The organism is Enterococcus sp. DIV1639a (genome assembly GCF_050530445.1).
GTDB lineage: Bacteria > Bacillota > Bacilli > Lactobacillales > Enterococcaceae > Enterococcus_B > Enterococcus_B hirae.
In genome coordinates this window covers 36,818-51,604 of record NZ_CP172886.1, presented here as the reverse complement: position 1 = coordinate 51,604, position 14,787 = coordinate 36,818, and the positions used below count along the sequence as shown (strand labels likewise).

12 protein-coding genes are annotated in these 14,787 nt (G+C 38.4%); all 12 read right to left on the bottom strand.

From position 1 onward, the window contains the following. Positions 1-20 precede the first annotated feature (20 nt). The 12 genes from IGJ32_RS00225 to IGJ32_RS00170 all read right to left on the bottom strand — a co-directional run bounded on the left by IGJ32_RS00225 (position 21) and on the right by IGJ32_RS00170 (position 14,619). A complete protein-coding gene (locus IGJ32_RS00225) occupies positions 21-839 on the bottom strand; it encodes a purine-nucleoside phosphorylase (protein ID WP_010736792.1) in 819 nt (272 codons plus the stop codon). Positions 840-1,051: 212 nt separating this feature from the next. Next, on the bottom strand, positions 1,052-2,218 hold the full coding sequence (deoB, locus tag IGJ32_RS00220; protein WP_010720467.1) for a phosphopentomutase: 1,167 nt from the start codon (positions 2,216-2,218) through the stop codon (positions 1,052-1,054). A gap of 97 nt (positions 2,219-2,315) precedes the next feature. Beyond that, positions 2,316-3,272 carry an ABC transporter permease gene (locus IGJ32_RS00215; protein ID WP_010720468.1) on the bottom strand — a complete coding sequence of 319 codons (957 nt, stop codon included), beginning with the start codon at positions 3,270-3,272 and terminating at the stop codon, positions 2,316-2,318. Beyond that, a complete protein-coding gene (locus IGJ32_RS00210; protein WP_010720469.1) occupies positions 3,272-4,405 on the bottom strand; it encodes an ABC transporter permease in 1,134 nt (377 codons plus the stop codon). The genes IGJ32_RS00215 and IGJ32_RS00210 overlap by 1 nt, the downstream gene beginning before the upstream one ends. Further along, positions 4,398-5,960: an ABC transporter ATP-binding protein gene (locus tag IGJ32_RS00205; RefSeq protein ID WP_010720470.1), complete on the bottom strand. Its 1,563-nt coding sequence runs from the start codon at positions 5,958-5,960 to the stop codon at positions 4,398-4,400. Before IGJ32_RS00205 ends, IGJ32_RS00210 begins: the two co-directional genes overlap by 8 nt. Before the next feature lie 502 nt (positions 5,961-6,462). After that, positions 6,463-7,545: a BMP family lipoprotein gene (locus IGJ32_RS00200; RefSeq protein ID WP_010720471.1), complete on the bottom strand. Its 1,083-nt coding sequence runs from the start codon at positions 7,543-7,545 to the stop codon at positions 6,463-6,465. A gap of 73 nt (positions 7,546-7,618) precedes the next feature. Then, entirely contained in the window at positions 7,619-8,017 is a 399-nt protein-coding gene (locus tag IGJ32_RS00195) for a cytidine deaminase (protein WP_010720472.1), read from the bottom strand. Between the two features lie 17 nt (positions 8,018-8,034). Then, positions 8,035-8,697 (bottom strand): deoxyribose-phosphate aldolase, encoded by a 663-nt coding sequence (gene deoC / locus IGJ32_RS00190; protein WP_010720473.1) that lies wholly within the window; start codon positions 8,695-8,697, stop codon positions 8,035-8,037. Between the two features lie 14 nt (positions 8,698-8,711). Beyond that, positions 8,712-10,013 (bottom strand): pyrimidine-nucleoside phosphorylase, encoded by a 1,302-nt coding sequence (locus IGJ32_RS00185; protein ID WP_010720474.1) that lies wholly within the window; start codon positions 10,011-10,013, stop codon positions 8,712-8,714. A gap of 140 nt (positions 10,014-10,153) precedes the next feature. Beyond that, a complete protein-coding gene (locus IGJ32_RS00180) occupies positions 10,154-11,170 on the bottom strand; it encodes a LacI family DNA-binding transcriptional regulator (protein WP_010720475.1) in 1,017 nt (338 codons plus the stop codon). A 168-nt stretch (positions 11,171-11,338) separates the two neighbouring features. Then, complete coding sequence (locus IGJ32_RS00175; RefSeq protein ID WP_373169115.1) at positions 11,339-13,660, bottom strand: hypothetical protein; 2,322 nt, start codon at positions 13,658-13,660, stop codon at positions 11,339-11,341. A 353-nt stretch (positions 13,661-14,013) separates the two neighbouring features. Then, positions 14,014-14,619 (bottom strand): class I SAM-dependent methyltransferase, encoded by a 606-nt coding sequence (locus IGJ32_RS00170; protein ID WP_010736788.1) that lies wholly within the window; start codon positions 14,617-14,619, stop codon positions 14,014-14,016. Between the last annotated feature and the right edge of the window lie 168 nt (positions 14,620-14,787).

The window sequence follows — 14,787 nt, the reverse complement described above, 5'->3', positions numbered from 1 at the left end:
TGACACTCTCCTTGATTCAGTTATAGTAATACTAATACTTCTTTAATCAATGCCTTAAATGATTGTTTGACACGTTGCGTTGTTTCCACCACTTCTTCATGGTTAAGGTTCGCTTGCATGCCTGCTGCTAAATTAGTGATACATGAAATGCCGAGAACTTTCAATCCGCTATGTGCTGCAACGATCACTTCTGGCACAGTGGACATTCCGACTGCATCTGCTCCCATCGTACGTGACATCCGAATCTCTGCAGGTGTTTCATATGTTGGTCCAGAATAGCCCATATATACCCCTTCTTTAAGAGTCAAATCTAATTGGCTCGCAGCCTCTTTGGCTACTTCACGGTAAGTTAAGGTATACGCCTCGCTCATATCAGGGAAGCGTGGACCGATCTCATCTTCGTTAGGACCAATCAATGGGTTTTGACCTGTGAAGTTGATATGATCAGTAATCAACATCAAATCGCCAGGAACAAATGATTCATTTACCCCACCACTTGCATTCGTGACAATCACCGAATGAGCCTTTAATGCTGCCATTACCCGCACAGGATAAGTAACAGTTTGCATTGAATGACCTTCATAAAAATGGAATCGTCCTTGCATTGCCAGAACTTTTTTACCAGACAAGGTACCATAGACTAATTGACCAGCATGGCCGACAACTGTTGATGTTGGGAAAAATGGGATTTGGTCATAAGGAATCACGATTGCTTCCTCGATTTCTTCCGCTAACTCTCCTAAACCTGAACCTAAGATCAAACCAAAATCAATTTCTTTTACGCCCTTTTCTAGAATAAATTGAGTCGTTTCTTGTAACATTTCGCTTAATTGGGTCATTTACTTTCTCCTATTAACTATTTTTTTCTACAGAAGTCAAGAGGTTAGAAGCCCTGTCGTTCGACTAGCTAAAAAAACAGGTATGCCTGATTAACAAGGCTTTTTCATCTCTTGATTGATACTGTTAAAGCAAGATGGCTCTTTGAACAAAATGATTGACCTATCTTAGTTACGCTTTTTCAGGTCAAATTTTCAAACGTGGTCTGTCATTCCTATTTCAAAAGTTTTAAGAAACTTTCGCCGTTTTCGGTAGCAGGAACATCGAAGTTTTCAGCAATCGTTGCTGCAATATCTGAATAGTAGCCTTGTGGCAAGCTTCCTTGTCCTTGCATTTTTTTGCTGAAAACTAATAATGGTACATATTCACGTGTATGATCTGTTCCAGGGAATGTTGGATCGTTTCCATGATCAGCAGTAATCATCAGTAAGTCGTCCTCTGCCATTGCCTCTAATATTTCGGGAATACGTAAATCAAAATCTTCAATTGCGTGGGCATAACCTACAACATCCCGACGATGTCCAAATAATGCATCAAAATCAACTAAATTAGTAAAACTGATCCCTGTAAACTCTTTTTTCATCACATTTAATAATTGGTCAACGCCATCCATGTTGCTTTTCGTACGGACGAACTCTGTAATCCCTTGACCGTTGAAGATATCGTTGATTTTTCCAACAGCGATAACGTCTTTTCCTGCTTCTTTTAATGAATCTAAAACCGTATGCCCGAATGGATCCAATGCGTAATCATGTCGGTTGCTCGTACGAGTAAAATTACCAGGTTCTCCAACGTAAGGTCGCGCAATAATTCGACCAATCATGTATGGGTCGTCTTTAGTAATGTCACGAACGAACTGACAAATCCGATAAAGTTCTTCTAAAGGAATAATTTCTTCATGCGCAGCAATTTGTAGAACTGGATCTGCGGACGTATAGACGATCAAATCACCAGTTTTCATTTGATGTTCACCATAGTCATCTATAACAGCGGTTCCACTATATGGTTGATTGCAAACAATTTTGCGTCCTGAGAAGTCTTCGATTTGTTTGAGTAATTCATCAGGAAAACCGTTAGGAAATACTCGGAATGGTGTCTTGATGTTCAGACCCATGATTTCCCAGTGACCGGTCATTGTATCTTTTCCTACAGATACTTCCTCTAATTTAGTGGCATAGCCTTGGTGGTTTTTAACCGCTTCGACACCTTCTAATGGGCGAATCGTTCCTAATCCTAACTGTTCTAAATGAGGAATTGTCAAACCAGCTTCTTTTGCGATATGCCCTAGTGTATCTGAACCTTTATCACCAAATTTTTCAGCATCTGGCGCTTCACCGATTCCTACTGAATCCATGACAATCAAATGTACGCGTTTAAACATGATTATTCCTTCTTTCTTTTTTATTATTGCTATTAAATCAAAAAGGGCGAGTCGAAAAAACATTTCCCGTAACCCACCCTTTTTATTCACTAAAAGTTTATTTTGATTTTATATAATTTTTACCGTTTGCTTTAGGTCCAGATGCTTTTCCTAAGAACGCTACTAACACAATAACGGTTAATAGGTAAGGTGCAATCTGCAGCAATACTGGCGGTATCGAAGAAATCACTGGTAATTGAGCCCCGATGATACTTAAACTTTGCGCAAAGCCAAAGAATAAAGAAGCGCCCATGGCCCCTAGTGGATTCCATTTACCGAAGATCATAGCAGCCATTGAGATAAACCCTTGACCTACGATCGTTCCGGCAGAGAAATTCCCTGAAATCGATTGAGCGAATACTGCGCCACCCATTCCGCCAAGTAAACCAGAGATCAATACCCCAGAATAACGCATCGCGTAAACATTGATTCCCAATGTATCCGCTGCTTGAGGATTTTCACCCACTGAGCGTAAGCGAAGTCCAAACTTTGTCTTAAAGATAATAAACCAAGCAAGAATCGCAATTAAAATGGCACAATAAGCTGGTAAAAATGTATTTTTAAAGAAAATTGGTCCAATCACAGGGATTTTTGATAATCCAGGAAATGAGAAATATCCTAAGTTAACTGAAATATTATCAGTTTGTCCTTTTCCATACCATGTTTTGATCAAAAATACACCCAAAGCTGGTGCCATCAAGTTGATAACTGTCCCGCTGATGATATGGTCTGCACGTAAACTAACAGTTGCTACTGCATGTAATAAAGAGAATAACACACCAACTATCCCACCGACTAAAATAGCGATCCATGGTGTCATGTCTCCTAAGGTAGGACTCATGGTTAGATTAAATACTACCGCACTGAAAGCACCCATAACCATGATGCCTTCTAAACCTACATTGACAATCCCACTTCGTTCAGAAAAAGTTCCACCTAAAGATGTAAGAATTAATGGTGTTGAATAAACCAACGTTGAAGTGAGGATTAAAGCAATTAACTCAGTTGTTGACATTATAATTCTCCTCCTTCTTGACTCTGATTTGTTGGTTTCGATTCAACAGTCTCCACAATCGCTTCTTGTTTTTTACCTTGGAAGAATTTCGCCATAATGAAACGAATCAAGAAGTTGATCCCAACAAAGAAAATAATCAATGCAATCGATACATTTACGATTTCAAATGGTATACCGGCACCTGTTTGCATCCCCAAACCACCGATTTTCAAGATACTGAACAAGAGTGCTGAAAGTAAAATTCCAATCGCTGAACCAGAACCTAACAGTGACACAGCCATTCCGTCAAATCCGATGGCTAATGAAGTTGTTTGGACGAAAAAGTTTTGATACGTTCCTAATCCTTCGACTACTCCACCAAGTCCTGCTAAAGCGCCTGAAATCATCATGGAGAAGACGATCGTACGTTTACTACTCATTCCAGCATACTCAGAAGCAAAAGGATTTAGACCTACCGAACGAATTTCAAAGCCTAACGTCGTTTTCTTCATCAATAGCCAAACAACAACCAGTGCAATCAATGCTAAAAACAAACCAGCATTCACACGAGAACCGCCAAACATCTGTGTCAGCCAAGGTAATCTAAGAGAAGCATTTTGCCCAATCAAATTTGAAGAATCTAAGCTTGAACGATACGTGTCTGGCATGATGTCATGTAAAGCAAAAGTACTTAAATAAAGTAAAATATAGTTCATCATAATAGTGACGATTACTTCACTTGTACCGAAAAAGGCTCTTAACACCCCTGGGATAGCCGCAGCCAAGGCTCCTGCCAAAGCACCTAAAATCACACAAGTCGGTAATAAAATGACTTTTGGCAGATCAGGAAAGGCAAGTGCTACCCACACACTAACGATCCAACCACAGAGTGCTTGTCCCGAAAGCCCGATATTGAAGAATCCTGCTGAGTTCGCAACAGAAAAACCTAATGCAGTAAAAATCAACGGTGTTGCTTGCCGTAATGTTTCACCAATACTTCTTTGAGAACCAAGGGACGCATTTAACATTGAAGAATAACCTTGGCCTGGGTTATAACCAAAAGCTGCCATCAAGATAGCACCTAAAACTAAACCTAGAATTACCGAAAAAATAGGAACTAGGAGATTACGTATCTTTTCATTGCGATCATTCATGTGCGCCACCAACCTTTTCTAACTCTTTTCTTGCTTCTTCTAAAGAATAGCCCGCCATAAGTAATCCTAGTTCATTTTCAGAAGTTTCTTTTGGATCAACGATTCCCACGATTTTTCCTTCGTGGAGTACCGCAATACGATCAGAAACATTCAAAATTTCTTCTAATTCAAAACTAATCAATAAGACCGCTTTGTATTTGTCTCTTTGTTCAATCAAACGTTTATGAATAAACTCGATTGCTCCAACATCTAGCCCACGTGTCGGATTAGCAACGATCAACAAGTCAGGATCACGATCGATTTCCCGAGCAATAATTGCTTTTTGTTGATTCCCACCTGATAATGCTTTCGCTGGCACAAGTTCATTCGTTGTTCGAACATCATACTCTTCGATTAATTCTCGTGCATGTTCATTGATCAACGAATAATTCAATAAGCCATTTCTACTGTAAGGTTTTTGGTAATAATTTTGTAAAGCAATGTTCTCCGCTAACGTCATATCCAGCACTAAGCCATACTTATGACGGTCTTCGGGCACATGTCCTACACCAGCCTCCGTAATTTTTCTTGGCTTTTTATTCGTGATATCTTCATCTTTTAAGCGAATTGTTCCACTTTCTGCTTTACGTAAACCGGTTAACGCCTGGATCAATTCTGACTGTCCGTTACCATCAATACCAGCAATTCCTAAAACTTCTCCTGCTCGTACTTCTAAACTTAGGTCTTTGACTGCGTCCAATCCTCGGTTTTCTTTAACCACTAGATTTTCAATCGATAACACAACTTCTTGAGGCTGACTTTCTTTCTTCATTGTCTTAAATGAAACCGTACGTCCAACCATCATATCTGCCAATTGTTGTGAAGAGACATCTTTTACATTTACTGTACCAATCCCTTTACCACGACGGATAACTGTACAACGATCTGCTACAGCTTTAATCTCATCTAACTTATGGGTGATCAAAATGATCGATTTTCCTTCTTTGACCAACTCTTTCATGATTACAATCAGTTCGTCAATCTCTTGTGGCGTTAATACTGCTGTAGGTTCGTCAAAAATCAAGACATCTGCCCCACGATAAAGTGTTTTTAAGATTTCTACCCGTTGTTCCATTCCAACAGATATATCTCGGACATATGCATCAGGATTGACCGATAAACCATATTGTTCAGAAAGCTTTTGGATTTCTTCACGTGCTTGGCGACGATCAAGTACCCCTGCTCGACTTGGCTCACTTCCCAAAACAATATTTTCAGTAACAGTAAATGCATCCACAAGCATAAAGTGCTGATGGACCATTCCGATACCTAGCTGGTTCGCTTTTGTCGGACTTGTAATTTTCACTTCTTTCCCATGCATCAGTATTTCACCTGATGTTGGCTCTAAAAGGCCTGAGAGCACATTCATCAAGGTTGATTTTCCGGCACCATTTTCTCCAAGTAAAGCGTGGATCTCTCCTGCTTTCACTTGCAAGTTGATGTTGTCATTTGCTTTGAACGTACCAAACTGTTTGGTGATATTCCGCATTTCGATGACAATATTTTCTTGAACCACAATTTTTCACATCCTAACGATTTCTATCTAGGCAACGATTAACAAAGATTTTTTATAAAATCTCAAATTGAAGCAAAAACTTCAGGGGATTATTCCCTTATCAAGAGGCTGTGAAAAGAGCGTTTTGACCTGAGCATTAAGGAAGAAAATCTCGAAACAGCTTTTCATGTTTTGAGATTTTTTGACTTAATGCCGAAGGTCAGCTCTTTGAACGCCGTTTAGCAAGAGGCTGTGAAAGAAGCGTTTAGCTCCGAGCAAATAAGAGAGGATTTTTTAAAATAGCTTCTCATATTTTTAAAAATCATCGCTTATTGTTGAGGAGCTGCTTCTTGAACGCCGTTTAGCAAGAGGCTGTGAGCAGCATGTTCTACTTCAAGAATTAAGAACAAAAAAACGAAAATAGCTTTTCAGCAACATCTTGATAAAGAAACAATCGTTAGTTATTTACTAAACCATAGCCTTGTCAAACAATTGTCCAACAAGGCTATAGAAATTCGTTTGATTATTTTTCAGGAGTTTCTGGTACTTTGATATCTCCTGAGATGATTTTTTCTTTTGCTTCATTCACAGCTTTTTCTGCTTTTTCTGAAAGTTGACCTTTTGTGATACCAACACCGTCTTCTTTCAATCCGTAAACGGTATGTTCTCCACCAGGGAAATCACCGTCAGCTGATTTTTGAGCTAAGTCTTCAACAACAGTTCCTACACCTTTTAGAGTTGATGTCAAAGTAAAGTTTTTCTTTTCACCGTTTAAAGTGTATTCGCCTTCGTCCGATTGGTCACGGTCAACCCCGATAACCCAAACTTTTTTGTCGCCTGATTCGTTTAATGATTTCGCTTCTTGGAATACACCGTTACCAGTACCACCAGATGCGTGGAAAATGATATCTGCATTTTGTGCATACATTCCTTGAGCAATTGAACGTCCTTTATCTGGCGCTGAGAAGTCTCCTGCATATTGATTCAAGACTTTAATTTCTTTGTTTAAAGCTTTTGCACCAGCATCTACACCAGCTTTGAATCCTGCGTCAAAACGATCGATTACTTCACCTTTTACTCCACCAATGAAACCAACAGTGTTTGTTTCAGTTGTGTAAGCTGCGGCAATCCCAGCAAGATAAGAAGCTTCGTTATCTTTAAATGTTGCTGAAACCACGTTGTCTTTGCCGTCGATAACGTCATCAATAATAGCAAAGTTTGTTTCAGGATTTGATGCAGCTTGCTCTTCAATAGCTGGCTTCAATTTATAACCAATACCAAAGATTGTTTTAAAACCTGCATTCAAAGCTTGGTCAATATTAGGGATATAATCTGATTCATTTGCTGATTGGAAATATTGGAACCCATCATTTCCACGTGATAGATCATGATCTTTCCCCCAAGCTTGTAGTCCTTCCCAAGCTGACTGGTTGAATGAACGGTCATCAACACCGCCCGTATCTGTGATCAATGCTGCAGTTGCTGTTTTTGAACCGCTGTTTCCACCGGTTGAATCAGTTGAATCTGATCCGCTGCCACATGCGCCCAATAATAACCCAGCAGATAACGCTACAGCACTTAAACCAAATAATTTTGCTTTTTTCATTTCTGTAAAGCCCCCTAAAATAATTGTTTTATTTTTCAACAGTCAGCTGACTGAATGAACATGAGTGATAATTCTATAGATCTTTTTCTGTAAAGGCGTAAGGTAATAGTTCTTTAACCGTCATTGCCTTAGTCACACCGTTATCCCCTACTAAAGTTACCGGCATGTCTGGTACACAAAACTCAGCCATTACTTGACGACAAGCACCACAAGGAGAAATTGGCTCTGGCGTATGACCAGCCACTACTAAATGAGTAAACTCTTTTTCTCCTTCAGAAACAGCTTTGAAAAAAGCCGTGCGCTCCGCACAATTGGTTAAACCAAACGAGGCATTTTCGATGTTGACCCCTTGATACGTTTTTCCAGATTCAGTGACTAAACATGCACCTACTGGAAAATGTGAATATGGTACATATGCTTTATCCAATGCTTCTACTGCAATGTTGATCCATTCTTGCTTCACTTCTGTCATAAGCTTCCCCTTACTACTTAATAGCCTTCGCCAGTAGATCCTGACATAATCGAAACTCCTGCACTGGTACCAATTCTTGTCGCACCAGCTTCAATCATTGCCAAAGCTTCAGCTTCGTTATGGATACCACCAGATGCTTTCACACCCATTTCAGGTCCAACAGTTTCACGCATTAAACGAACATCTTCGACTTTTGCTCCTCCAGTTGAAAATCCTGTAGAAGTTTTAACAAAGTCTGCCCCAGCAGCTTTTGCCAGCTCACAAGCTTTTACAATTTCCTCATGATTTAATAAAGCTGTTTCGATGATGACTTTGACTAAAGCACGATCTTTGGCTGCTGCAACCACTGCTTCAATATCTTTTTGGACTTTATCAAACTGTTGAGACTTCATTGCCCCAATATTGATGACCATATCCACTTCATCTGCGCCATTTTCAATCGCATTTGTAGTTTCAAAAGCCTTAGTTTCAGCAGTATTAGCTCCTAAAGGAAAGCCAATTACTGTACATACTGCCACTGGTTCGCCTTTTAATTGTTCTTTTGCTAGTGCGACCCATGTTGGGTTGATACAAACAGAATAGAAATGGTATTTCTTTGCTTCTTCAATAATTCGCATAACGTCTTCTTGAGAAGCATCTGCTTTTAAGATGGTGTGATCGATCATTCGGTTCAATTCCATTTTTTTCTCTCCTTTTATTCGGTGATGATATCATGTATCAATGTAGGCTTTTCAGCCGAGTCACTAATTTGGATATTTTGATAGAGCAATTCTTGAACAGAAGAAATCTCTTTTGTATTACTGTAGATTGTCAACAATGATTCTCCCTCTTTTACAGGATCACCAATTTTTTTATTTAATTTAAGACCAACTGCGTGATCAATATCATCTTCTTTAGTTTTGCGTCCTGCACCTAACATCATAGCTGCAATCCCCAACTCATTCGCAACGAGTTTTGAGACAATACCACTCGCTTTGGCTGGCAACTCAACAACATACTTAGCTGTCAGTAACCGTTCTGGTTGGTCTACGATAGAGTCATCTCCACCTTGATTACGGATCATTTCCTTAAATTTGTCTAAGGCTTTGCCAGATTCTAGTGCTTCTTGCAGTAAACTTCTAGCTTCTTCGATTGTTGCTGCTTGATTGGCTAAGACCACCATCTGACTCCCTAATGCATAACACATTTCCAGCAAGTCTTCTGGTCCATTGCCGTTTAACGTTTCAATTGCTTCCACAACTTCAAGACTATTACCAATTGCTTCACCAAGAGGTTCAGACATATCAGAAATTACGGCTACTGTCTGACGATGAGCTAATTTTCCAATACTAGTCATTGTTTTTGCTAAACGTCTAGCATCTTCAATATTCTTCATAAAGGCGCCGTCACCTGTCGTCACGTCTAAAACGATCGCATCTGCTCCTGCGGCAATTTTCTTACTCATGATCGAACTGGCAATCAAAGGAATCGAATCCACTGTCGCAGTCACATCCCGCAAAGCATAAAGTTTTTTATCTGCTGGTGCAAGATTTCCTGATTGTCCAATAACAGCCACTTTACTCTCATTGACAATTCGGATAAACGCTTCATCAGAAAGCTCGATTTGAAATCCAGGAATTGCTTCTAGTTTATCCAGCGTACCACCTGTATACCCCAAACCTCTACCAGACATTTTGGCAACTGTAACACCCACACTTGCGACTAAAGGTGCTAAGATCAACGTTGTCGTATCTCCCACACCACCTGTAGAGTGTTTATCCACTTTGATCCCATCTAAAGGACTTAAATCAATGACATCTCCTGAGTGGGCAATGGCAAGTGTTAAATCCGTGATTTCTCTATCGGTCATATCTTGATAAAAGATCGCCATCAACAATGCGCTGATTTGATAATCTGGAATTTCACCATTCGTGTATTTTGTAATAATATACTCGATTTCTTTTGTCGATAATTCATTTCCGTCTCGCTTTTTTTCAATCAGATCCACCATTCGCATTGCTTGATCCTCCTCGTCTTCATTCGGTATTATACAGGAATTTTCCAAAAGGTAAACCACTTTAGTAAACCAGTTTACTAAGAATACAAAGAGCTACTCACCGCCTTTGTAAACACTTACATAAGCAATATAACGCTGAGTTATCCCTTTGTCAATGTTTTTATGCTCTCACGAATAATTAATTTTGTTTCAAAGACTTTGTTCGGAACTTTGCGTTGTGGGAACTCGATCGTGTCGATCAAAAATCTTGCGGCATAAAATCCAATATCAGAACTTGGCTGTTTCACTGTTGTCAATTGAGGGATCATATACTCGGATAACTTCAACCCATCGAAACCAATAACTGAAATATCATCGGGGATTTTTTTGCCTAATTCATCAATCGCTTGGTAACAACCAATCGCCATTGCATCATTTCCACAAAAAATTGCTGTAAGATCTTTGTGCTTTAAGAGCCGTTTAGACGCCTCGTATCCACCTTGGACCGTCAACTCCCCTTGTTCTACATACTTTCCATTGAAAGGGATTCCATGATCCTTTAGCGCATGACGATACCCGTTGAACCGTTCTTCTAACTGGTAATAGCCTGTTGTTTCTTTGAGCATACCGATTTTGGTATGACCGTTCTTAATAAATAAAGAAACTGCTTGATAAGCCCCCTCATACTCTTTTACGATCAACCGACCATTATCTCTGGTATTCAATCCACGATCAATCAAAATAATCGGCATATTTTTATAAAAACCACTATCTAAAGAATAGTCATCTGGCAAAACATTGGGCGTAGCCAATAAGATTCCATCCACTGAGCGATGAGCCAATTCTTTTAAATACTTGATTTCATTTTCTTGACTATGACGAGAGTTGCAAAGCATGATCACATACCCCAGTGGATTCAAGTAACTCTCGACCCCTTCAATCAATTTAGAAAAGAAGAAGTCAGTGACATCTGGCACGATCATACCAATCGTTTTAGAATGACGATTGATCACATTCGAGGCAAAGTAATCTGGTTTATAATGGTGCTCATTAACAATATTCAGGACTTTTTTTCGTGTTTTATCACTAAAGCGGCTCCCTTTATTATTTAAAATTTGTGATACAGTGGTGACTGAAACACCTGCCATTTCTGCAATGTCTCGGATCGTTAGTTTCACTTCTTCTCCTCCTTTATGATGTAAATTCTTTTTTAGTTTACCAAAAGCATATAAAAAAGAATAGATAGAAAAAAATAAGAAAAAATCTTTTATTCACTAATAAAAATAAATAGCTTGGAAAGTGCCAATTTCCTAAACTGACTTCTTAAAAACTGCTGTAACTGCCGATCATCTGTCATTGTTCTTCTCTTTCATAGGAGTTTTTTCATTGGCTTGAGTAACTAGCGATTGATCTTTTCTATTATTGATTGCACTAGTTACTTTCTCACTCAAAGAAGACTTCTGACTTTGGGTTACTAAATTATCAGCAGCTATATGTTCAGAATCCCGTTTTTCAATCTCTCCTACCATTCCATCTACCTGCTTGAGAAGTATTTTTTTCTCATCATGAGCTATTTCCTGATCGTTTAAGATTTCATTATGGAGTTCTAGAATCTTTTCTCGAACAGATGAAAAAAGTTGAAGCTCTTTTTGATAGCCTGCCGTTCGATCCGTGGCAATCATCGTTGTTAGCTGTTCAAGGAAAGGTTTTTTATTTTCAATAGGAATCTTTGGATCTTGCCTTACTTGTTGCCTAAGATTTAAAAAGTTTAAATCATGTTTATCGACTGCCTGAAAATAGTCTGCCGTATTTCCTTTCATAAGAAGCTCTCCGATATCCATAGCTAGCCTCTGCCCTTCATTCTCTTGCAAATCTTTTTTAGTCAGCGTAGCTTGTTGACTGCCTTTTTCTTGTTCATCCTTGGGAACAGAAATCTTTCCCCCATCCCCTATCAGTTGTTTCTCCTGGCTCTCAAATCTATTTATGGCATCAAAGAGTCCTGTTCTTATCTTTAGAATTTTTTGTAACTTTTGTTCGTATTTAATCATGCGATGATCAATTTGTTGTTCCTTCTTCGTCTTTTGAGAAACCTCTTGTTGGTATCCTAGTTGTATATTTTGAACGTGAGACTTTAAAACAAGAGCAACAAGTGTGGAATCTTGCCGATTTTCTCCACCAACTCGTTGATTTTTTGCTGTTGGTTCCTTTAACTCAGATAAAACGATTACTTTCAAATGTGGAGGGATTCGTTCCTCTTGATTGATTCTTTTAATCATTTCCTCTTCCCATTTATTTTCACTTATAAACTTTTGGCACTCTTTGATATCACTTTGAGCAGTTACATGTTCCTTTTGTTTTTCATTACTATTCGTGACTTTTTCTATTTGTTCAAAAAGCGGCTGATAGGTTTTATCCGTTGCCACTCGTTCTTTTAGTACTTCTAACAGTTGCTTTCTAATGAAAAATTCCTGTTTGATAACTGATATTTTTTTGATATTGTTCTTTTTCGCTTCCTCTGAGGGATTAATTTCAGAAATGAGAGCTTTTTTTATTTCTTCTGAATACTCTTTGCTTTGTTTGATGCTAGCTACCACTTCTCGGGTCAATTGTTTGTCACTCATCAGTGCTTTATATGTATCTAGTTTTTCTTGAGCCACTTGTTTTCTTACTAATTCTTCGGTCAACACATTCTTTGTTAGCCAATCCAAATTTGACTCATCTTTGATACGTTTGAGCAAGTCAATTCGCTCTTGTGGTACATCTTTTTTGAACATCTTATGTAAATCCTTATTTTTTTCACTTAGATCCGCGACTGCTTCTTCAAACAGTATAGCTTGACTATTAAATTTGGCGATACGTGCATCTAAATCGTTATGAAGTGCCTGTTTTTCTTCTGGAGTCAATCCATCTTGATGATCAATTTGTTCTTTCACATGTTTTACTTTAGAATAATCTGCCACACTTCTAATACTAACAAACTCCCAATAGACTGTTTTATTTCTCTGTGAAAGCTTGTCAAGCGTTGCCGCAGGACGATTTTGAATTTCTTGATTTAAGTTGTCTCGTCGCTGATCGTTGGGAATCGTATGGGTTAGAAATTCTTTTACCAGTTGTTCCCTCTCTGAGCGAGAAAAATCAAGTAGTTCAAACAGCAGCATGTTTCCAACAAATAGGACATCGTTGTTTTTTTGAGAATGGTAGCCTTTTTTGATTTGAGCAAATTTCTTTGGCTTTTTTTGGTAAAGCTTAATCATAGGCTTGTCGTTCATGATTTGAGTGAACCCGTTCTTAGCATCTCGATTCTTAAGTAAGAAATCAAATTTTTCTTGATCTTTCCATATCAATAGATTTTTATACTTAGACACTAGTGTGGGACGATACTGATGTAAGCCATGATGTACTAATCCATCTAAGAGATCTAAAAGTTCATTTGTTAAAGCAACATGTTGATCATCTGGCTGAACTTCACTTTTTTCTCTTTTGCTATTTAATTTTTCTCTTTTCGTTTTATTGTTCTGGACGATCCCCTTCGCCTTTTCTTCCCATGCTTTAAATGTTGTAGCCATTTCGACATGGTCTTTTTCTAAATACCTTAATACGTTTTCCTGGTTATACATGGGTAATTCTAAAATAGATTTAGTATCTACTATCATTCTGGTTTGTGTCATCTTTTTATTCTCCTTTCAAGTCACTCAAATTTTTCAATACCATGCTAGTTTTGTTTTCTAAAAAAGGAAGAAACGTTATTCAATTATTAGCTCCTTGAAATACGCTACTTTTCAATAGGAAAAAGTTCCACTAGTTAGCGAAGTGTCTCACTCCTTTCATCAACTTTTTTACGATCTCCATATTCCCATGACCTAGAGTACCTATCGCCTGTTTTTTAATAGAAAGAAAGGGACAAAAATAAACCGAAGAACCCGCAAATAGTTACTTCTATTTTAGGATTCTTCGGTTGCTTTTAGAGTGTGTTATTTTGTCATAGCTTTTTATTTAGTCTCAAACACCCACAATCAAACAGTTATTCTTTGATACTTTTGATGATATAGTACCCTTTCTCTTTATGGACGATTTCAGCATTCCCAAAGGTCTCTGCCATTTTGCTTTTTGCACTAGGAGCCCCTTGTTTTTTTTGAATGACAATGGTTAGTGTTCCACCCGATTTTAACCTTGGATATGCTTCGGTTAAAATTTCGTGTACCACTTTTTTACCGGCACGAATTGGCGGATTGCTGACGATTGCTGCATAAGTTTCTTCATGAACTGCTTCATAGATATTCGATTGATGAATATCCACCTGTTTGATCCCATTGCGGTTCGCATTTCCTTGAGCTAATTCTACTGCCCGAGAGTTAATATCGACCATCTCAACAAATCGCTGACTAGCAAAAGCGATCGCCAATCCAATCGGACCATAGCCACAACCAACATCCAAAATTTTGCCATCAGCTGGCAACTCTTCCCAATTAAAGGTATCAATTAACACTCGTGAACCAAAGTCGACTGTTTCACGTGAAAATACTCCTGAATCTGTTACAAATTGGAAGTTTTTTCCTTTTAATTCAAATGACCATTGTTCAAAGTCATGTTCTGTCGTTGGCTCTTGCGAATAATAATGATTCGTCATATCGTTCATCCTTTTTATATTGTTTCTTGTTTCTTAGTCTATCCTTTTATCAATTGGCATGCAATGTCTATTTTTCCTAGTTTAAATAAATAGTTGATCAGAAACACGAACAGAATGAATTTTGATATGTCATCCTTTTTATTTATTCAGTTAACAGTTATTCACTTA